The 17,862-nt window shown below is 65.2% G+C and carries 16 protein-coding genes and 1 pseudogene; 8 read left to right on the forward strand and 9 right to left on the reverse strand.

Features of this window, described 5'->3' with window-relative positions:
* Nucleotides 1–46: 46 nt before the first annotated feature.
* Nucleotides 47–1,204 (reverse strand): Gfo/Idh/MocA family protein, encoded by a 1,158-nt coding sequence (locus DV707_RS16125; protein WP_103992436.1) that lies wholly within the window; start codon nucleotides 1,202–1,204, stop codon nucleotides 47–49.
* 484 nt (nucleotides 1,205–1,688) lie between these two features.
* On the opposite strand from DV707_RS16125, the gene DV707_RS16130 reads away from it, so the two are divergent.
* Complete coding sequence (locus tag DV707_RS16130) at nucleotides 1,689–2,312, forward strand: DUF7344 domain-containing protein (protein ID WP_235010812.1); 624 nt, start codon at nucleotides 1,689–1,691, stop codon at nucleotides 2,310–2,312.
* Nucleotides 2,313–2,557: 245 nt separating this feature from the next.
* Here the strand turns inward: DV707_RS16130 and DV707_RS16135 are convergent, their stop codons facing one another.
* Nucleotides 2,558–3,079, reverse strand: coding sequence for a DUF7344 domain-containing protein (locus DV707_RS16135; RefSeq protein ID WP_103992437.1), 522 nt, complete (start codon nucleotides 3,077–3,079; stop codon nucleotides 2,558–2,560).
* Nucleotides 3,080–3,475: 396 nt separating this feature from the next.
* Here DV707_RS16135 and DV707_RS16140 point away from each other — a divergent pair, with 396 nt between their 5' ends.
* The 4 genes from DV707_RS16140 to DV707_RS16155 all read left to right on the forward strand — a co-directional run bounded on the left by DV707_RS16140 (nucleotide 3,476) and on the right by DV707_RS16155 (nucleotide 7,802).
* Nucleotides 3,476–3,760, forward strand: a complete 285-nt coding sequence (locus DV707_RS16140; protein ID WP_103992439.1) for a PadR family transcriptional regulator — start codon at nucleotides 3,476–3,478, stop codon at nucleotides 3,758–3,760.
* Between the two features lie 537 nt (nucleotides 3,761–4,297).
* Nucleotides 4,298–5,413: a glycosyltransferase family 2 protein gene (locus DV707_RS16145; protein ID WP_103992440.1), complete on the forward strand. Its 1,116-nt coding sequence runs from the start codon at nucleotides 4,298–4,300 to the stop codon at nucleotides 5,411–5,413.
* Complete coding sequence (gene wecB, locus DV707_RS16150) at nucleotides 5,410–6,513, forward strand: non-hydrolyzing UDP-N-acetylglucosamine 2-epimerase (RefSeq protein WP_103992441.1); 1,104 nt, start codon at nucleotides 5,410–5,412, stop codon at nucleotides 6,511–6,513. The genes DV707_RS16145 and wecB overlap by 4 nt, the downstream gene beginning before the upstream one ends.
* The gene (locus tag DV707_RS16155) at nucleotides 6,510–7,802 is read left to right on the forward strand and encodes a nucleotide sugar dehydrogenase (protein ID WP_103992442.1); all 1,293 of its coding nucleotides are present in this window, start codon (nucleotides 6,510–6,512) and stop codon (nucleotides 7,800–7,802) included. The genes wecB and DV707_RS16155 overlap by 4 nt, the downstream gene beginning before the upstream one ends.
* Nucleotides 7,803–7,982: 180 nt before the next feature.
* Here DV707_RS16155 and DV707_RS16160 read toward each other — a convergent pair whose 3' ends face one another.
* Nucleotides 7,983–8,228, reverse strand: coding sequence for a HalOD1 output domain-containing protein (locus tag DV707_RS16160; RefSeq protein WP_103992443.1), 246 nt, complete (start codon nucleotides 8,226–8,228; stop codon nucleotides 7,983–7,985).
* A gap of 104 nt (nucleotides 8,229–8,332) precedes the next feature.
* Nucleotides 8,333–10,837 carry a bacterio-opsin activator domain-containing protein gene (locus DV707_RS16165; protein WP_160113946.1) on the reverse strand — a complete coding sequence of 835 codons (2,505 nt, stop codon included), beginning with the start codon at nucleotides 10,835–10,837 and terminating at the stop codon, nucleotides 8,333–8,335.
* 364 nt (nucleotides 10,838–11,201) lie between these two features.
* Here DV707_RS16165 and DV707_RS16170 point away from each other — a divergent pair, with 364 nt between their 5' ends.
* The gene (locus DV707_RS16170) at nucleotides 11,202–12,215 is read left to right on the forward strand and encodes a hypothetical protein (protein WP_103992445.1); all 1,014 of its coding nucleotides are present in this window, start codon (nucleotides 11,202–11,204) and stop codon (nucleotides 12,213–12,215) included.
* 24 nt (nucleotides 12,216–12,239) lie between these two features.
* Here DV707_RS16170 and DV707_RS16175 read toward each other — a convergent pair whose 3' ends face one another.
* From DV707_RS16175 to aglF, 5 genes are all read right to left on the reverse strand, one after another.
* Nucleotides 12,240–12,911, reverse strand: coding sequence for a class I SAM-dependent methyltransferase (locus DV707_RS16175; protein WP_160113947.1), 672 nt, complete (start codon nucleotides 12,909–12,911; stop codon nucleotides 12,240–12,242).
* A 233-nt stretch (nucleotides 12,912–13,144) separates the two neighbouring features.
* Entirely contained in the window at nucleotides 13,145–13,372 is a 228-nt protein-coding gene (locus DV707_RS16180; protein ID WP_103992447.1) for a hypothetical protein, read from the reverse strand.
* Nucleotides 13,369–14,529 (reverse strand): prenyltransferase/squalene oxidase repeat-containing protein, encoded by a 1,161-nt coding sequence (locus tag DV707_RS16185; protein ID WP_136361909.1) that lies wholly within the window; start codon nucleotides 14,527–14,529, stop codon nucleotides 13,369–13,371. Before DV707_RS16185 ends, DV707_RS16180 begins: the two co-directional genes overlap by 4 nt.
* A 118-nt stretch (nucleotides 14,530–14,647) precedes the next feature.
* Entirely contained in the window at nucleotides 14,648–16,060 is a 1,413-nt protein-coding gene (locus DV707_RS16190) for a sulfatase (RefSeq protein ID WP_103992449.1), read from the reverse strand.
* A gap of 157 nt (nucleotides 16,061–16,217) precedes the next feature.
* Nucleotides 16,218–16,979: a UTP--glucose-1-phosphate uridylyltransferase AglF gene (gene aglF, locus DV707_RS16195; protein ID WP_103992450.1), complete on the reverse strand. Its 762-nt coding sequence runs from the start codon at nucleotides 16,977–16,979 to the stop codon at nucleotides 16,218–16,220.
* A 333-nt stretch (nucleotides 16,980–17,312) separates the two neighbouring features.
* On the opposite strand from aglF, the gene DV707_RS19045 reads away from it, so the two are divergent.
* Both DV707_RS19045 and DV707_RS19050 read left to right on the forward strand, forming a co-directional pair.
* Nucleotides 17,313–17,540, forward strand: coding sequence for a hypothetical protein (locus tag DV707_RS19045; protein WP_103992451.1), 228 nt, complete (start codon nucleotides 17,313–17,315; stop codon nucleotides 17,538–17,540).
* Nucleotides 17,537–17,605: pseudogene (locus DV707_RS19050) on the forward strand (hypothetical protein); the annotation flags it as partial. The gene DV707_RS19045 and the pseudogene DV707_RS19050, both read left to right, overlap by 4 nt.
* Between the last annotated feature and the right edge of the window lie 257 nt (nucleotides 17,606–17,862).

The raw sequence follows: 17,862 nt of genomic DNA on the forward strand, positions 1-17,862 counted from the left end.
CTTCCGCGGGCGGTGTGGTCGACTGCTGCGCGGGTGCCGTCTCTTGTTACTGCGTGGGTGTCGTCTCCGCGTGCTCTCTCAGCCCGCCGAGCTGTCCGGCCTCGTACATCTCTTCGAGCGGATTCCCCTCGACGTCGAGCGGGAGATGAACGCGGCCGCGCCGTCGGGCGGACTCCCAGCTGGCGAAGATCAGCTCCGTTCCGCGGAGGACCCGGCGACCCGAAAAGAGGGGCTCGGTCTCGCGCTGGAGAGAGGAGACGAGATGTTCGATCGCTCGTTCGTAGTGGTTCGGGGGCGGTGTGGGCGACGGGGCTCCGGGTATCAGACTCGCAACCTCGTCGAGTCCGCGATGGAGGAGGCCAGGCGTCGGCCCGTAGACGTTCTCGTCGGTGTCGATCTCCGTCCACTCCCCGTCCGTACGGATTCGGAGCGGCGTCCCGTCCTCGGACTGAATCTCGATCACGCCGTCCTCCCCGACGATTCGGAGGTACGCGTCGACGACGGTTTCGCCGTCCTCCGCCGTCGACGCGAATCCGATGGTTCCGTCGGCGTACCGCCACCGGGCGATGGCTCGCGTCTCGTTGAGCGCCCCGAACCATCGGTTCTCGTGAGAGCAATCGATCCCGGCCAGCACCCACTCGGCGCGCGCGCCGCCGACGAAGTAATCACAGAGATCGAAGAGGTGCGACCCGGCGTCGAAGAGGTTGACCTCCGACCACTCCAGGCGTTTGAGACCGCCGATCTCGCCGCCTTTCAGGAGCCCCTTGGCGCGTTGCACGGGCTCGGACAGCCGTCGCTGGTGGTCGATCGTCAACTGGACGCCCTCGGCGTCACACGTCGAGACCATCCGGCGGCAGTCGCCCCACGTGGTCGCCATCGGCTTCTCGCAGTGGACGGCGTCGACGGAGGGGGTCTCGGCACTGTCGACGACCAGGTCGGCGTGGACCGCCGGGGGGACACAGACGCTCACGATGTCCGGTTCGACGGCTTCGAGCATCGCCTCATGGTCCTCGTAGACCGCCGTGAGGTCGTGGTGGTCGGCGAACGCCTGGGCGTTCTCGGGGACGATGTCCGCGCAGGCGACGAGCGAACAGGAATCGAGCCGCTGGTAGCCGGCGGCGTGTCGGTACGCCATCGCGTATCCGCCACGGTCTTGGGTCTCGGGATCCGGTCCGGTCCCGATTATCGCGACACGGTAGGTCATCGTCGGATGCTCTTCGGGTCGAAAGAATAGTATACGTCTGCTAACGCTCCGGCGTCGCGACCGCGCCCCGGTCGAGGGGAAAACGGACGACGTCTCCCTGCTCACGTTCGCGGTGTGACATCCGCGGCGGTGGCGTTCTCTCACGGCCCACGACTGCGCGCGGCCCGGAAGCGACCACGGGTGAGGTTTCTCTCCCGTTAACGCCGGAACGCTTCCGATACCGTCGCTTTACTCGATCTAACGCCGGTTGAACGGTCGCGCGGCTCCCGCTCGTCTGTCGGAACCCTGCTACGACGACTCGGGTCACGCTCCGATCGGGGGCTTGCGGGCGTTAATCGGCTCCTACCTTCTCCAAAGTGCCGTACGCCTTCCGGTTCTCGGGGCACTCTGCTGACCCCCTTCTCAGTGTGTGAGAACATCTCTCAATTGTTGCTCAGCCATTAAGTTCGTTATATCTATAGTAGTAGGATGATTAAGGGGTTCTATGAGCGCGGGAAAATCGGGGTCAATCGATGAGGGCTCGCTCGCTCGAACAGGAAACTCGACGGACGGGGGAGAAACGGACGTCGACGACGATTCCAACTTGGAGATGATCGGCCAGGCCTCCCGGTCGAACGGTTCGAGTCTGGATAAAGGCGAGATTTTCGACTTGTTGAAAAACAGCCGTCGGCGGAGTACGATTCGATATCTCAGAGAGCACGGGGGCAACGCGGAACTGAAAGACATCGCCGAACACATCGCGGCCGAGGAGAACGACACGACGGTCAGACAGCTCTCCTCCGATCAGCGAAAGCGCGTGTACATCGGTCTGTACCAGTGTCACCTCCCGAAGATGGACAAACTCGGCGTCGTCGAGTACGACAAGAACCGCGGAACGATCGAACTCCAGGACTCGGTGGCCCAATTGCTTCAGTACATCGAACCGGTAGAGGAAGACGAGGGCCTGGAGTGGAGCTGGACGGTTCCGGCGGTCGCCGCGTTTCTCGTCGTCGTCGTCTCTCTGGGCACGTTCGGCGTCGGTCCGCTCTCGGCGGTGCCGCCGACGGGGTGGACGCTCGTGAGCGTCGCCGGGATCGCTTTCATCGTCGGGATCCAGTACCTGCAGTGACGCGCGCGCGGGCGTTCGTCGGTCGTCGCGTTCGTGACTGATCGCGTTCTTCGTTCGCGACTGTTCGCGTACTCCTTGCCATCCGATCGCGCGACGGTCCCCGATCGAGCGACGTTTTGCGCGCCGTCAGGACCGTCGGACCACCGGTCGCGCGCTTACGCTTCATACTGAGTACTCTCACTTTTCACCGCCGAGCGCCGTACACGGGGGTGGCGCTCGGCGGGAAGAGACGAGAGTACTCAGTATCAGTCGTTGATGAGGTGTTCGAGAAACGAGTACTCTCTCGCTTTGACCCGCGTCTCGTAGTACTGATACAGCGCCAGTGCCAGGACGGCTCCCGCGAACAGCAGGCTGGCCCCCGGCGGCAGCGCCCCGACGATCTGCCCGACCGCGAGGAGTCCACCGAGAAGCGCGAGCCCCCCGTAGTACGACGCCCACTGTCGGTCGGGGCCGACGTCGTGATTCAGAACGCGGGCGATCTCCTCGACGCGGTCCGTCAACGAGACCGACTTGTCGTCGCTGTCGTACTCCACGATCCCGACCTCCTCGAGTTTCGGGACGTGCGTCTGATACAACGAGATGTAGAACCGCTTTACTACGTCGTCTTCGACCGATTCACCCGTCTCGTCGACTGCCGTGTCCCGAGCGAGCGTTCGAAGGTCGGCAGCTCCGCCACGCCGGTGGAGGTGATACAGTATCCGCCGGCGTCGCGAACTGCTCAGCACCTCGAATACCTCGTCCTTTGTGAGTTCCTCCGTCGTGTTCATAACATAGTCTCGTTATCCAACAGCGGTTTGCTCGCCTCCTCCGTGGCAGTGCGATCCGAATACACACACATTGGGCTTCATTCAATTTGTTATCACGTCCATACCGCGAATATGCTCCGACTGATCGACGACGGAGCGGACGGTCGGCCTCGTTCGCCGCTGCGTCGCGACTCGGCCGCCCCGACGATCCGTTCGACGTCCGGCGGCGACGACAACGTCCGTACGTCGTCGCCACGTCGCTCGAACGTCGATCGGACGACGGACGGGATACCGCCGCGGCGGTGGCTGCGACCGTTCCTCGCTCCTCCGCGGGAACCGACCGCGCGCGCCGACTGGCGGCCTGTTGAGGGCGTTTAGCTCTCCATAACAAAACGCTCGCGGGGGTAGCACAAGAGTATGTCAGAGCCGCTCTTCGAGCTCACCAGTTTTCAACGGGACCTGCTGTACGTGATCACGGGGCTATCCAACCCCTCGGGGCAGGAGATCAAGACCGAACTCCAGACGGTGATCGGTGAGATCACCCACGGTCGCCTGTATCCGAACCTGGATACGCTCGTGAACAAGGGCTACGTGGAGAAGGGACAGAGCGACCGACGCACGAACGTGTACGAGATCACGGAGAAGGGAACCGAGAGTCTCAGACGACGACGCGAGTGGGAAGACCAGTACGTGAACCTGTAGTCGCGAGCGGATCGGTCCCCTCATACTGGTTACTCTCACGTTTCACCCCCGAGCGCACCCCCGTTGCCGGCGCTCGGCGGCAAGAGACGAGAATAATCAGTATCGGCGGGCGTCGGCGCGACTGCGTTTTTGATACGACTGCGTTTTTGCCACGACCTGCTTTCGGTGCGCCCGAACCGGGTGCCGACTCGTCGTTTTCCTCCCGCAGTAAGTGTCGTGTTAATCAAACGGAAACCTGTCATCGGCGGCAAATAACGGCTCCTGGCCCCGAATGAGCCGCCCCGCTCTTCGATCGTTCCGAGACCGGCGACCCCTCCCCGGGTGCGGCACTGAGGCAGTGTATAACAAAACCCACATAGAGCGGTTGTACGGGTATGTCCGGTCGCGTCGCCGGCGACTGCGGCCCGACGCGCCGGACCCCAACGGAAGATCCTATATGAGCGTACTCACCATCCAGACAGACCGCCTGTTCAGACGTCCACACGGGGACCGGACGCCGGGGGCACTTGCGGCGCTACGCGAGGTCGCACCCTGACGATGTACGACGGACAGACTATCGGCGTCGTCGTTCCGGCGCACAACGAGGCGGGTCACGTCGGCACGGTGATCGAGACGATGCCCGCGTACGTCGACCGGATATACGCCGTCGACGACGCCTCGACGGACGGCACCTGGGACGAAATGCGGGCGTCTGCCCGACGCGTCAACGCCGGAACGGCGGCGGCCCGCGGCGCCTCCAACGGCGACGCCGAGCGGGAACCGCGCGTCGTCACGGTCCGGCACGAGCGCAACCGCGGAGCGGGCGCGGCCGTCAAGACCGGCTACGCGTGCGCGCTCGAAGACGGGATGGACGTGACGGCCGTGATGGACGGCGACGGACAGATGGACCCCTCGCGGCTCGACCGGATACTCGAGCCCGTCACGAGCGGCGACGCGACCTACTCGAAGGGCAACCGGCTCGCCTCCCGCGAGGATTACGAGTCGATGTCCGCCTGGCGGCTCTTCGGGAACGTCTCGCTCACGCTGCTGACACGGATATCCAGCGGCTACTGGCGGCTCTCCGACCCACAGAACGGGTTCACGGCCATATCGAACGCCGGGCTCCGGACGATCGGGTTCGAACGCCTCTACGACCGGTACGGGTTCTTGAACCACGTCCTCTTCGCGCTCAACGTCAACCGGGAGCCCATCGCCGACGTCTCGCACCCGGCCGTCTACGGGGACGAAACGAGCGGCATCAACTACTGGACTTTCGTCCCGCGCGTTTCGTTCCTCCTGGGCAGGAGTTTCCTCGAACGGCTCGCGCGTTCCTACGTCGTCCGACGCTTCCACCCCCTCGTTATCTGTTACCTGCTCGGGGTGACCGTGGCGCTCACCGGGGTCGCCGGCGGGCTGTACGCGTTGTCTTCACCCGCCGTCGATTCCTTCCTGGGCGGGATGGTCTCGGTCGCGGTCGGGGCGCTCGGCGGACTGCTGCTGGTGCTCGGGCTGTGGTTCGACGTCTCGGAGAACGAAGGCCTCGTCCGCAAGGTCAGCTATTCGCGGCGCCACGAGATCGAACACGTGGACGACGTCCCGGACGTCTCCTCGGGGTTCGAGGTGTACCAGGACGGCGGGACGACCGCCGCCTCGAGGGACGGTGATTCCGAATGACAGACGTCGCGTTCGTCCTGGGCACTCGACCCGAGATCATCAAGCTCGCGCCGGTCGTGCAGGCGTGTCAGCGCTTGGAGGTCGAGTACGCGATCGTCCACACGGGACAGCACTACTCCGACAGCCTCGATTCGGTCTTCTTCGACCAGCTCGAACTGCCGGAACCCGACTACAACCTCGGCGTCGGGTCGTCCTCGCACGGCGAGCAGACCGGCCGGATGCTGATCGGCGTCGAGCGGGCGCTCACGGAACTCGACCCCGACGTCGTGTTGGTGCAGGGCGACACCAACAGCGTGCTGGCCGGATCGATCGCCGCGAGCAAGATGGACGCGGAGCTCGGCCACGTCGAGGCGGGCCTGCGGAGCTTCGATCGGTCGATGCCCGAGGAGACCAACAGGGTCGTCGCAGACCACGTCGCGGGGTACCTCTTCGCGCCGACCGAACAGAGCAAGGCGTACCTCCTCGACGAGGGGATCTCCGAGCACCGGATCACCGTCACCGGTAACACGGTGGTCGACGCGCTCTTGCGGAACCGCGAGATCGCCCGCCGGAAGAGCACCGTCCTCGCGGACCTCGGCCTCGTCGACGACGACTTCTTCGTGATGACGGCACACAGACAGGAGAACGTCGACGACGAGGCGCGGTTCAGAGACCTCCTCGCGGGCGTCGAACGGGCGGCGGAGGCACACGACGCTACGGTGGTGTATCCGGTGCATCCGCGCGCGAGAGACCGTCTCGAGGCCTTCGACATCGACGTCCCCGAGCGGATCCGGACCGTCGAGCCCCTCGAGTACCTCGATTTCCTGCGCCTCTCGGCGGCGGCGGACCTCGTCCTGACCGACTCCGGGGGCGTCCAGGAGGAGGCGTGTATCCTCGGGGTGCCGTGCGTGACGATGCGGGACAACACCGAACGCCCGGAGACAATCGACGTGGGGGCGAACCGCCTCGCTTCGACGGACCCCGGTCAGATCGTCGCGGCCGCGACCGAGATGTTGTTGCGGAGCGGCGACTGGGAGAACCCGTTCGGGGACGGCGACGCCGCCGAACGGATCCTGCGAACGCTGCCGCTCGAGACCAGATCGAGAGAGGTGGCGCGATGAGTTCGGTCTGCGTCCACGGGCTCGGGTACATCGGCCTGCCGACCGCCGCGATGCTGGCGGCTCACGGCCACGACGTCTACGGGTACGACGCCGACCCGGTCGTCACCCGGGAACTCAGAGACGGCGACGTCGGCCTCGACGAACCGGGACTCGAGGCGTTCGTCGTCCGGGCGATGGAGTCCGGACGGCTGGAGATCGTCGACGACGTCGCCGCCGCCGCCTATCACGTGATCTGCGTTCCCACGCCGTTCGACGAGGAAACGCGGCAGCCGGACCTCGATTACGTCGCCGCCGCCGCGCGAGCGGTCGGATCGGTCCTCCGAGCGGGCGACACGGCCGTCCTCGAATCCACCGTCCCCCCGGGAACGACCGCGAGGCACGTCCGTCCGATCGTCGAGGGCGAGTCCGGGCTGGTCGCCGGTCGGGACTTCGGACTGGCGCACTGTCCGGAGACCGTCCTCCCGGGCGACGTCATCGCCGAACTCCGGGAGAACGACCGAATCGTCGGCGGCATCGACGAGCGCTCTGCGACCGCGGCCGTCGAACTCTACGAGACGTTCGCGGAGGGAGAGATCCGGACGACGGCGGGCCCGACGACCGCGGAGTTCGTGAAACTGATCCAGAACACCGCCCGCGACGTCGAGGTCGCCCTGGCGAACGAGATCGCCCGGATCGCACACGACTACGGCATCGACTCGCGGGAGGCGATCGAGATGGCCAACGCGCACCCGCGTGTCGACATCCTCCAGCCGGGCCCCGGCGTGGGCGGCCACTGTCTCCCGATCGACCCGTGGTTCCTCGGCGTCGGTTCCGACGCGCTCGACCTCGTCCCGACCGCGCGGGCGGTGAACAACGGGATGATCGGGTTCGTCGTCGAACTCCTCGAGGAGCTACTCGCCGACCTCGACGGGAAGCGCGTCGCCGTGTTCGGCGTCGCCTACAAGGGGAACGTCGACGACACCCGGATGAGCCCGGGGCTCGAACTGGTCCGGGAGCTACAGCACGGACAGAAGCCGTCGACGCCCGCGACGGACGGCGGCACCCCGGAAACGCCGGGCGTCGCGATCCACGACCCCCACGTCGCGGACCCGACGTTGCGGCTCCAGGACGTCGACGACGCGGTGACGGGCGCCGACGCCGTCGTGATCACCGCCGACCACGACGAGTTCACCGAACTCGATCCCGACCGGTTGCGGGGGCTGATGGCGGAACCGAACGTCGTCGACACGAAGGGGATACTCGATCTCGATCGGTGGCGAACCGCGGGCTTCGACGTGCGACGGGTGTGACGGCTCCCCTCCGTCCCCGCTGACGCTGCCTTCCCCCACATTCCTGTCGACGCTACCTTCCCCACGCTCCGTCGACGACGCGTTCCCCATCTCCGTTGACGCTGCCCTCTCCACGCTCCGTCGACGATCTCCTCCCCACCTCCGCCGACGACGCGTTCCTCCTCTGTGCCTGGTCGCGAGTCAGCTCGGAGCAGTCGCCCGGACGGTCTCTTCGCCGGTCACCGTGACGAAACACCCGGCCATCCGAAAGGAGACGGACAAGTCGATCGATTCCGACTCGCTCGCCTGATCGACGAGGTGTGCCAGCGATTCGACGTCGATGACGTCGTAGAGTCGGTCTTCGATCCGTTCGGGCTCGACGCCGCGTTCGTCGGCGACCGTCGAAACGATGTGCCAGCAGAGGTCGTCGGCCAAGTCCGGTGTCATGATGCTCCGTCTCTACAGTACGGGTGCGGGGGCATCGACCTTGTTTCGATGCGTATCGTATGTCAACCGTTCGGGTACTACGTGTGTAGTACTGACAGCGAGTGTCACTCGTCCGCGGGGGCGTCGAACAGCGCGGCGAAGAGCTTCCGTTCGGCCGTCCGCAGGTGCCGGTTGAACGTGGGCTGGGTGATTCCCATCGCCGCCGCGACGTCCTCTCCGGTACTGCCGCGCGGCCACTCGAAGTACCCGCCGAGGTAGGCCGTCCGGGCCGCCTCCCGCTGTCGGTCGGTGAGCCCGTCGGGGCCGACCGTCGAACCGGCGACGGCGTCGCCGTCGGCCTCGCGGTCGCTCCGCGCCAGGAGCTCGACCGACTCGTAGCGGTCGGCGAGACTCTCGACGACGGTCCGGACGTCGACCGCGGGCGGCAGCGTGACCGTCGCGTCGAATCCCCCGGCATCCGCGACCAGGCGGGCGACACTGCTGCCGTGGGCGGTCAGCCTGTCGACGACCGTCGTCGCCGCGACCGACGCCTCGACCCGACCGTCCGCGTCGCCGTCGAGCGATCGGACCGACTCGACGGCGTGGACGCTCTCGGGCAGCGCCGTCGGGTCCGCCTCGGTGGTGAAATACAAAAGCGACCGGCCGTCGGCCTGTCGTACCCCTCCGTCGACGGAAATCGGTTCGTCGAGGGCGGACGCGATCCGCGGCAGGACCGCGTTCGGCCCGTCGATCCGGACTTCGAGTTCGACGACGGACCCGCTCTGGAGCGAGCGCCTGGTCTCGACGCTGTTGATCGCGTCGGCGACGGTGTCGCCGAGTTCCGCGAGCAGTTCGCAGAGCGCCCCCTCGAACGCCCCCCGTTCGTCGGCGTACACGGAGAGGACGCCGTACTCCAGATCGTCGTGCGAGAGCGGGACGCTGAGGACCGAACCGAACCCGCGAACCAGCGCACGCTCTCGCCACGGCGATCCGCGGAGCCCGTCGGAGACGTCCGGAACGTGGACCAGAGATCCGGTATCGAGCGCCCTGTGACTCGGCTCCCGGTCGGAGTGGTCCACGGGGACGTCGTTGGAGTCCGCCGCGGCGGATAGCGCGTCGAGGTACCCCTCGCCGGCCCCGGCTGAGGCGACCGGCCGCGGGTCCCCGCCCGTTCGGTACGTCTCTCCGATCCACGCGAAGGAGACGGACTCCGCCTCGACGAGGGGACCGCAGACCGCGGTCGCGATCCCCTCGAGCGTGTCGGCCTCGACGAGCGCCCCGTTGATGCGGCGGAGGAGGTCGTTGTACCCGTGGAGCCGCTGGAGCTGGCGGGTGCGCTCGCTGAGCGTCTCGCGGTGTTTTGATAGCTCCGCCTCGCGGTCCACCCGACCGAGCGCCGCGACCGCGTTCGCCGCCAGCAACTCCACGGACTCCGCGACGTTGCCGGCGGGGTCCTCGTCCGAGAACTCGATTCGGAGCAGTCCGTACTCGTCGAGCGTCGCATAGAGCGTTCGCGTCCCGCTCGACTCCGTCCCGTCCGAGCGTTCGATCACGTGTCCCTGCGGCGACGTCCCCGCGTCGTCCGCTTCGCGTTCGTCGACCGAACCGGGACCGATGCGGTGGAAGCTCGGAGGCCGATCGCTCGGCTCCGCAGCCGTAGGGTCGGCCGGTCCGCCCGTCGCGTGCTCTGTCGGATCGACCGTCGTGTGATCGGTCGCCACCTCGGTTCGCTCGGCCGGGTTGTCCAGCCCGTCACCGGTCGAGAACGCTTTCCAGACCGTACTCCCGGGCGGACACACCTCGGGATCGTCCGTCGACGCCGCGACGGGTTCGAGCACGGACGCCGAGCGGTCCAGCGAGTAGGCGACGACCGTCGCGCTCGGCCACACCGACGTGGCGGCGTCGACGATCGTCCGGTAAACAGCCCGTTCGTCCGCCGCCCCCAACAGCAGCCGGGCGGACCGGTTCAGCTCCCGCAGGGCGTGTTCGTTCTGCTTGCGGTCGGTCACGTCCCTGATCACTCCGACGCGCTCTTGGCGCCCGTTCGCGAATTCGACCGACGAGAAGTGGGTCTCGATGGGGAGCGAGTCGCCGTCGGCGGTTCGGATCGACGACTCGATCATCCCGACGTCGGAGTCGTCGCCGCGGAGTCGCTCGATGATCTCGCCCGCCATCGCGAGCGTCTCCTCGCCGGCGAGCATCGACGCGTGCGACCCGACGAGTTCCTCGCGGTCGTACCCCGTCATCGATGTGACCGCGTCGTTGACCGACGTGATGACGAACGCCTCGTCGAGCGTGTACACGCCGTCTTCGAGCGTTTCGAGGATCCGGTTCGACCGCTGGAGCTTCCGACGCGTCGCGACCCGGTCGCTGGCGTCTCGAAGAAGCAGCGCGACGGTGTCCTCGCCCGCGGGGACCGCGCGGAGTTCGAGCGTCCGCCCGCGGTCGAGCGTCGTCTCGGTCTCGACGACGCTGCCGCTGCGTTCGACCGCCTCGACGGCACTCTCCAGGTCGGGTCCGGCGACGGGGTCGATCGCTCGGAGATCCGATCCGACGGGATCCTCGTCGAGTTCGAGCAGTCGGGCGACCGTTTCGTTCGCGGCGGTGATCGTCGCCGATGCGTCCGTCAACAGCAAACCCGTTATCGCTCGGTCGAAGAACGAACCCGCGTCGATCGAATCCGCTGGAAAATCGCCCATCCCAGTCATTTCGATCTCCCGGGCGTACGTGCTCGCGACACGTCGTTCAGTACCGCCTGGTAGAGATAAATTTTCCGTCATATTCACGTATCATTATACGTTTCGGTGATAGCTACCGTTCGCGTAGATTGCGGGGGACGGGCGCCCCTGATCGATCGGGGCCGGCCCACAGGAACCACAGAAGTGATACGAAACCTTACCAGATATCTCGTGACAGTCACGATTTCATACTTTTTTAGCTATGATTAAGATATGAACAAAAGGTTTAATTCGGTTATCGAGATACTAACCTCGTATGGCACACGAGGCTCGCGGCCAGGTCACGACTATCAGCGCCGAGACGGGCACGGACGTGGGGACGTATATGCGTACCGTCGAGGACGTCGAACTGCCCCCGATCGTCCGGGAGTACGCGAACCGGTACGACCGGGTCATCGGCGACAGGGACCGGTTCCTCTGGAAGTGGATCCACAACCTCTTCGAGGAGTTCACTCTCTCTTCCGTGTCGCCCGGGGCGTTGTCGGACGTCTACGAACGAAAGACGTTGCTGACGATCTTCGTGACCGTGCTCGACGACCTCGCAGAACGCGGTGGCGACCGTTCGACGTTCGAGATCGGACGTCGCATTCCGTTTGGTGCCGAAGGGATCTCCGACACGGACCCGGACGCTATCGACGCCGAACTCCCCGTTCTGGAGTTGCTGGCGGACCTTTGGGCGGAGATCGACCGTAGCCTCCGTGAGGCGCCACGGTACGCCGCCTTCTCGGACGTTTTCGAGTACGACCTCCGGCAGACGTTCGACGCGATGGAGTACTCGGGACTGCTGAACGACAACCCGATGATCGCGAACCGGACCGAAGCGGAGCAGCACGACGCCTACAATATGGCGATGTTCCCGTACGCGGGAATCGATCTGATGCACTCGCCGTCGTTCGACCGTGAGGAGTACGGCGCGCTCCGAAGCCTGATCTGCGACTTACAACAGATGGCCCGGATCGGCAACTGGATCACGACCTGGGAGCGCGAACTCGCCGAGGGCGATCTCAGTTCGGGCGTCGTCGTCTGTGCGCTCCGGCGGGGCGTGATCACTCCCGAGGAAGTGTCCGACGCGGACGAGTCGACGGTATCCGAACTGATCGATCGAATCAAGTCGCGCGGCATCGAGTCGGAGTTCGTCCGCGAGTGGGAGATCCGCAACGGGACGGTCCGCAAACGGACCGCTGAGGTCGAAAGCGTCGACGCCGACGCGTTCGTGGACGGCATCCAGGCGGTGATGAACCACCACCTGGCGAGCGAGGGATACAAGTGACGGCGGAGGTCCCGGCCGCCCCTTTTACGCCTTTTTCGCCGAGACGAAGTAGATCAGATTCGGGAGCCTCGTCGGCGCGAACGGCCACCCACGGACCTCGACGTCGCCGAACCGCTCTCGGACGTCGTCGAGCAGGTACGTGTAGTTGTAGTACCGATGCCGTCTCGCGTGTTTTTCCCTTGGGACTCTCTTCCGAAGTTCGTCCGTCGTGTAATCGAAATACCGCCGCTTTCCATCGGGAATTGCTTCGTTCGTCGGATCGACGTAGCACCTGCCCAGATGACGGAGGAATCCACCGACGCCCACCTCGATGGGGATCGTGAGGTAGATCTCCCCAGTAGGATTCAAAGAGTCGTAGGCCGCTTCGATGAAGCCACGCTCGTCTTGTATGTGTTCGACGACACCTGCCGCGACGATGCAGTCGAACGATTCGTGCTCGAACGGGACCGGTGGGCTGGCGGCCTGTATCGGTACGACACTTTCTCCGTCTACTGCCTCGATTCTGTTCCGTTTCGGCTCTACTGCGTAAATAGTGTCGAACGAATCCGAGATGTACTCCGTCTCGAATACTCCCGTTCCACACCCCACGCTCAAACAGGTGCCACCCGGCTCACCGACGAAAGACGCGAAATCCGAGAGCCTTCCGCTGTGGAAGCTCTTTAACAACCTGTCCCGGCCCACACCGCTCGCGTACATTTCGTGTCCAGTCTGTCCCATCGTCTGACCCTATTCCCGTCTTTTTCACCCGTCCGACACGCTGCCGGAGGTGAACTCTTCCCCGATCCCTGTCGCTCGGAAGTACGGCGTCTCCGCAGATAGTTACAACCGATTTAACGACTCGGGCGAGGAGACGGCCCAGTTCCTCCGACAGTAGTTGCGTGTCCGGGGACGCCCGTACGGGTTGTTCTCAAAAGGTAGACGACCGCCGGCTACCGATATCCGAGCGACGCCAGTCGGTCCTCGACGTCGGAGGAGACCGCCGCGTCGGAACCGCGGTCGTGCTGGATATCCGCGTCCCGATCCTCGCTTGCAATCACGGTCTCCATCACGAACTGAACGTACTGTTCGACGCTCTCGAACTCGGTTCCCTCGATACGCGCCTCGCACTGTTCGACGAGTTCTCCTCGGAGTCGGATCTGGGTGTCTTCTGTGGTCATCGTTGTGGTCTCCGTTCGGTGATCGCCGTACGCGACCGGTCACGATCCCGATCATATCGGTTTGCGGCGAGGATCGCATCCGCCAGGAACTTCGGCGCCCAGTTGGGGTACCGAAGTCGCATATACGGCCCCCACACCGGTTTAGAGCCAGCGAGTCCGCCCCGGATCGGCGTAGCCCCGTCGAGGGGCTGGGCGCGTTTCAACTCCTGAATCGCCCGGCGTGCCGCGTCCGCGTAGTCGGCCTCACCGGTCAGCTCGGCCAGTCGCATCCAGATGATGGCCGTCTGTGCAACCCCGGTGAGACAGCTGAAGTCGGCTCCGTTCCACCCGCCGTCGTAAGCGCCCGCCAGTGCTCCGTTCCTCTGTTGATACGCCAGGAGCCGGTCCGCGGCCCGCTGCCCCGCTTCGACAATGTCGCGATTCCCCAGATAGTGACCGCCCTCGACGAGTCCGCGGATGGTGTAGGCGATCGTGTGCAGGAACGCGTCGTCGTCCGGCGTGAAGGCCCAGTGGCTGAACGTGTCGTTCTCCCGCTGGATCCGCTGGACCCACTCGAGGTTACGGACCGCCGCGCGCCGGACCCTCTCCTCGCCGGTCACCTCGTAGGCGACGAGGAGCGCCCATCCGACCCTGGACGTGTACGCGTGGGTCATATTCTTGTACGTGTGAGCAGACCAGTACCCCTCCGGCTCCTGAACGTCAGCCAGCCATCCGCTGGCGTCACGGAGCGCAGTCACGAACGCGTCGTCACCGGTTTCGGCGTGCGCTCTCGCCAGCCCGAACAGGATCTGGCCGGTGTTGAAAACGCTCGGATCGGAATCCCCGCCGCTGGTACCGCCCGGGAACGCGCCGCTGTCCAGTTGGACGTCGAGGAGCCATCGCGCCATCCGTCCGGCACGCCGCCGGGCTTCGGAATCGTCGGCGTAGGTCGCGTAGTCGTACAGCGTCGGGACGATGTAACCGGTGGTCTCGGGGTATGCGCGTTCCCACCCGAGAACGAGATTGTACGTCGCCGAACTACCGCCCGACTCCGTCACGTCCTGCGACCGAAAGAGCCACTCGACGGCCGATCGCAGGTGAACGTCGTCCGCACGCGGCGTCGTCTCCCCTTGTGTCAGGTCGCGTCGAAGTGCCTCGGCCAGCACCCTGGCCCTCATACGACCGATACCTCCGGTGTCCTCGCGCCGAGGACGGGTTCGGTCGGGGCCCCGTCGACCGTCCCTGTGACCGCGTCCCGGTCCCATCCGGAGAGCCCGAGCCGCCGCATCACGCGCATCATATCGCACCTTCTTGGTGTAGTACCGCCACCCTGTCGCGGATGCGGTATTTCTCCACGACGGTTCGTTGGCGCCGTCTGGTCTCCGCGCGGTGGCTTTCGATCTCGGACTGTAATTCGTCTCTGACCGTCGACCGCTCGGTCACGAGGTTCCGCTGTTCCTCCGGGTCCCGCTCTAAGTGATACAGTTCCTGCTCGTTCGTCCCCTCCCTGTCGACGAGCTTCCAGGGCCACTCGAGGCAGGCGGTCAGCATCTCGCCGGTGCCTCCGTCCCTGGTCGCCGGGTTGAACCCGTAGGTGACGTTCGTGAACGTGGGGCCGTCTCTCTCCTCGAACAGAGACCTTCCCTCGAAGGCGTCCGGGACCGCGTCCTCTCGCCCCGGGGCAGCGTGGTTGAGCAGTGTCGGGGGCAAGTCGACGAGCGAGACCGGTTCGGTCATCGTCGCCGATGGGACGCCCGGACCCCGCAGCAGGAGCGGGACCCGGACCACTTCGTCGTACAGCGACTGCGGTGCGTGACTGAAGTTCCCGTGGTCGGCCAGTTCGGTTCCGTGGTCGCCCGCGACCGCGACGACCGTCTCCGAGAGGCCGAGCGTGTCGTCGACGACCGCCAACAGGTCCCCGATGGCGTCGTCGGTCCGGCGCAGTTCGGCGTCGTAGAGCGCGTCGATGGCGTCGAGGTCGCTTTCGGATATCGACCGCTCTGCCGTCCCCTCGTGTCGGCCTGCGACCGTGTGCCAGAGGCGGCCGATGTCGAGACGAGACAGCGGCTCATCGTAGAACTGCTCCAACAGCTCTGCGGGGGGGACCCACGGGTAGTGGGGGTCCATGTAGTGGATCCACAGGAAGGTCGGTCGGTCGGCGTCGACTCCGTCGGTGAGCCACTCGGTCGCGGCCGCGGTCATCCGCTCCGCCGGTTCGAGCGGCACCTGCCCGGTGAGTGCACATCCCGTCCGGGCAACGCGTCCGGCCCAGTCCCTGACGAGGTCGTTATCGGGGACGAACCGCTGCAGTGCCCGGAGGCGTTCCGCGAGGCCGTACCCGTCCTGGTCGTCGGTCAGGAAATCGCGGAACGTCTGAAAGCCCCGATCGTACCCGTCCGCGTCCGTGAGCCAGGGGTTGCCCGCGTTGAACCCGGCAGTCCGGTAGCCCAGTTTCTGAAACGTTTCCGCCAGTGCGGGCACCTCTCGCGGCAAGCCGAGGTCCGAGGTGCGACTGAGCGGATGGACTCCACCCAGAAGCGACTTGAACGAAAAGTACGTCGGGATCCCACTGGCCATCGCCCGCGTCCAGGCGGTCCCATCGGCGGCGAGACCGTCCAGTGTCGGGGTGGTCGGCCTCTCGTACCCCAGATAGCCCATCCGGTCGGCCCGGACCGAGTCGACGGTGATGTAGAGAACGTGTCGTCGCATGAGTGAATTTCACGAGGACTGCGGTAGTCCGTACGATCCTTTCGTGAGGGGTTCAGGTAGTTAATACGCATATAACGACCAGCGCCCGATCGGGGGGAAACGACGGAGCGGAGAACACCGAAGAGTAACAGATACCGCGCGCCGAGACGGTGTCGCCTCAGCTATCGACGACCACTTCCTCGTCTCTCTGGTCGGCGTCGGCGCCGTGCTCTGCTGCCACTCGTTCGCTCGCCTCCTCGCGGTCCTCGGGATAGCCGACGTCGACGCGCCAGCCCTCGAGACGAAGCGCGTCGATGGTCCGACCGGACTGAATGAGGAGATCGATCGCGTCGGGGAGTTCGTACTCGCCGCGCTCGGACGGCTGGACCAGGTGACAGGCGTGGAAGATCGCCGGCGTGAACGTGTAAAACCCGGTCATCACGAGATTCGACGGCGGATCGTCCGGCTTCTCGACGACCTCGACGATCTCGCCGTACCCGTTGGTGTCGAGGACGCCGTACCGGCTCGCCTCCTCCCAGGGCACTTCCTCGACGAGGAACGCGGCGTCGGCCCGCTCCTCGCGGTGACGGTTCACGACGTCCTCGAGGTTGCCCCTGAATACGTTGTCTCCGAGCATCAACATGAAGTCGTCGTCGACGTGGGGCTCCGCCTGGAGGATGGCGTGTGCGAGGCCGAGCTGTTCGCGCTGATGCGCGTACGTGATCGGAACGTCCCGGTACGCGTCCCCGTACCGATCGATGATCTGCTCCTTCTTGTAGCCGACCACGACGACGAACTCCGTCGCCCCGCAGTCGATGAGGTTGTCGAAGACGTCCTCGATGAGCGGTCGCCCGTCCACCTCGACGAGGACCTTCGGCTTGTCGTCCGTCAGCGGGCGCAGCCGCGTCCCCTTCCCGGCCGCCAGAACCACTGCTTGCATACGGAGACCCTCGACGCTGCGGCGTAAGTTTATAGACGTCGTAATCGGTGGACCCGCAGCCGTCACTGCTGGCGCTTCGACAGCGAAGCCACGCTCCGCTCCGGCGAGCGCGACGACCGAGCGGGCCCTGCCGCAAAGGCCCGTCGCCCGATGCGGTTAGAACCTGATTACTATCGCCATAATAAAACAATAATCGGCAGACTGCGGAGTGCTTCACAAATCGACGCCGACGGATATTCACGCTGTATCTGGTAATCTGACGTGAAATTCATCGAACTGTGAATATGTAAAGAACAAAACACTTATTCCGGTTACTGGTCCATTATCGATTGCATGGCACACAGGCTGGCACGCAGCGACCGATCCCAGAGTGACAACCACTCAACCGGGGAATCGACGGACGAAAGCGGTAAATGGAACGTTAACAGGCGCGGATGTCTCAAAGCCGGCGGGGCCGCCTTGGCGGCGCTCATCTTCGGCGGCGCAGCGACCAGCGCCGCCGCCGACGACGCTGGGGAGACGACTGTCCACTGGACGAACTTCAGCACGGGGCAGCTATGACGGTCTTAAACGTCCAAGACTTCGGCGCGAAGGGTGACGGCTCCACGAACGACCGGGACGCGATCCAATCAGCGATCGACGAAGCCACTGAAGGGGATGAAATATACTTCCCCGCGACGAGCGACTACTACGCTATCGAATCCTCCGGTGACGGAGAGATTTTAGCGCATCACGTCGCTGACGGTGCTCCGCAGGATATCCTGTACCGTGGTGACGGAGCGGATTCGGTGGTCAAATACAACGGTGGGTCCTACTCCAGCGGGTTCCTTATGTTTGAGATTCTCGGTGGCCCGTCGAACTTCCGGATGAAGAATATGGTTTG

This window comes from Halobellus limi (assembly GCF_004799685.1).
Taxonomy (GTDB): domain Archaea; phylum Halobacteriota; class Halobacteria; order Halobacteriales; family Haloferacaceae; genus Haloquadratum; species Haloquadratum limi.

Excerpts from the sequence above, each read along its gene's own strand:
- DV707_RS16125 (WP_103992436.1), bottom strand. The coding sequence starts at position 1,204 with ATGACCTACCGTGTCGCGATAATCGGGACCGGACCGGATCCCGAGACC.
- DV707_RS16130 (WP_235010812.1), top strand. The coding sequence starts at position 1,689 with ATGAGCGCGGGAAAATCGGGGTCAATCGATGAGGGCTCGCTCGCTCGA.
- DV707_RS16135 (WP_103992437.1), bottom strand. The coding sequence starts at position 3,079 with ATGAACACGACGGAGGAACTCACAAAGGACGAGGTATTCGAGGTGCTG.
- DV707_RS16140 (WP_103992439.1), top strand. The coding sequence starts at position 3,476 with ATGTCAGAGCCGCTCTTCGAGCTCACCAGTTTTCAACGGGACCTGCTG.
- DV707_RS16145 (WP_103992440.1), top strand. The coding sequence starts at position 4,298 with ATGTACGACGGACAGACTATCGGCGTCGTCGTTCCGGCGCACAACGAG.
- wecB (WP_103992441.1), top strand. The coding sequence starts at position 5,410 with ATGACAGACGTCGCGTTCGTCCTGGGCACTCGACCCGAGATCATCAAG.
- DV707_RS16155 (WP_103992442.1), top strand. The coding sequence starts at position 6,510 with ATGAGTTCGGTCTGCGTCCACGGGCTCGGGTACATCGGCCTGCCGACC.
- DV707_RS16160 (WP_103992443.1), bottom strand. The coding sequence starts at position 8,228 with ATGACACCGGACTTGGCCGACGACCTCTGCTGGCACATCGTTTCGACG.
- DV707_RS16170 (WP_103992445.1), top strand. The coding sequence starts at position 11,202 with ATGGCACACGAGGCTCGCGGCCAGGTCACGACTATCAGCGCCGAGACG.
- DV707_RS16175 (WP_160113947.1), bottom strand. The coding sequence starts at position 12,911 with ATGTACGCGAGCGGTGTGGGCCGGGACAGGTTGTTAAAGAGCTTCCAC.
- DV707_RS16180 (WP_103992447.1), bottom strand. The coding sequence starts at position 13,372 with ATGACCACAGAAGACACCCAGATCCGACTCCGAGGAGAACTCGTCGAA.
- DV707_RS16185 (WP_136361909.1), bottom strand. The coding sequence starts at position 14,529 with ATGAGGGCCAGGGTGCTGGCCGAGGCACTTCGACGCGACCTGACACAA.
- DV707_RS16190 (WP_103992449.1), bottom strand. The coding sequence starts at position 16,060 with ATGCGACGACACGTTCTCTACATCACCGTCGACTCGGTCCGGGCCGAC.
- aglF (WP_103992450.1), bottom strand. The coding sequence starts at position 16,979 with ATGCAAGCAGTGGTTCTGGCGGCCGGGAAGGGGACGCGGCTGCGCCCG.
- DV707_RS19045 (WP_103992451.1), top strand. The coding sequence starts at position 17,313 with ATGGCACACAGGCTGGCACGCAGCGACCGATCCCAGAGTGACAACCAC.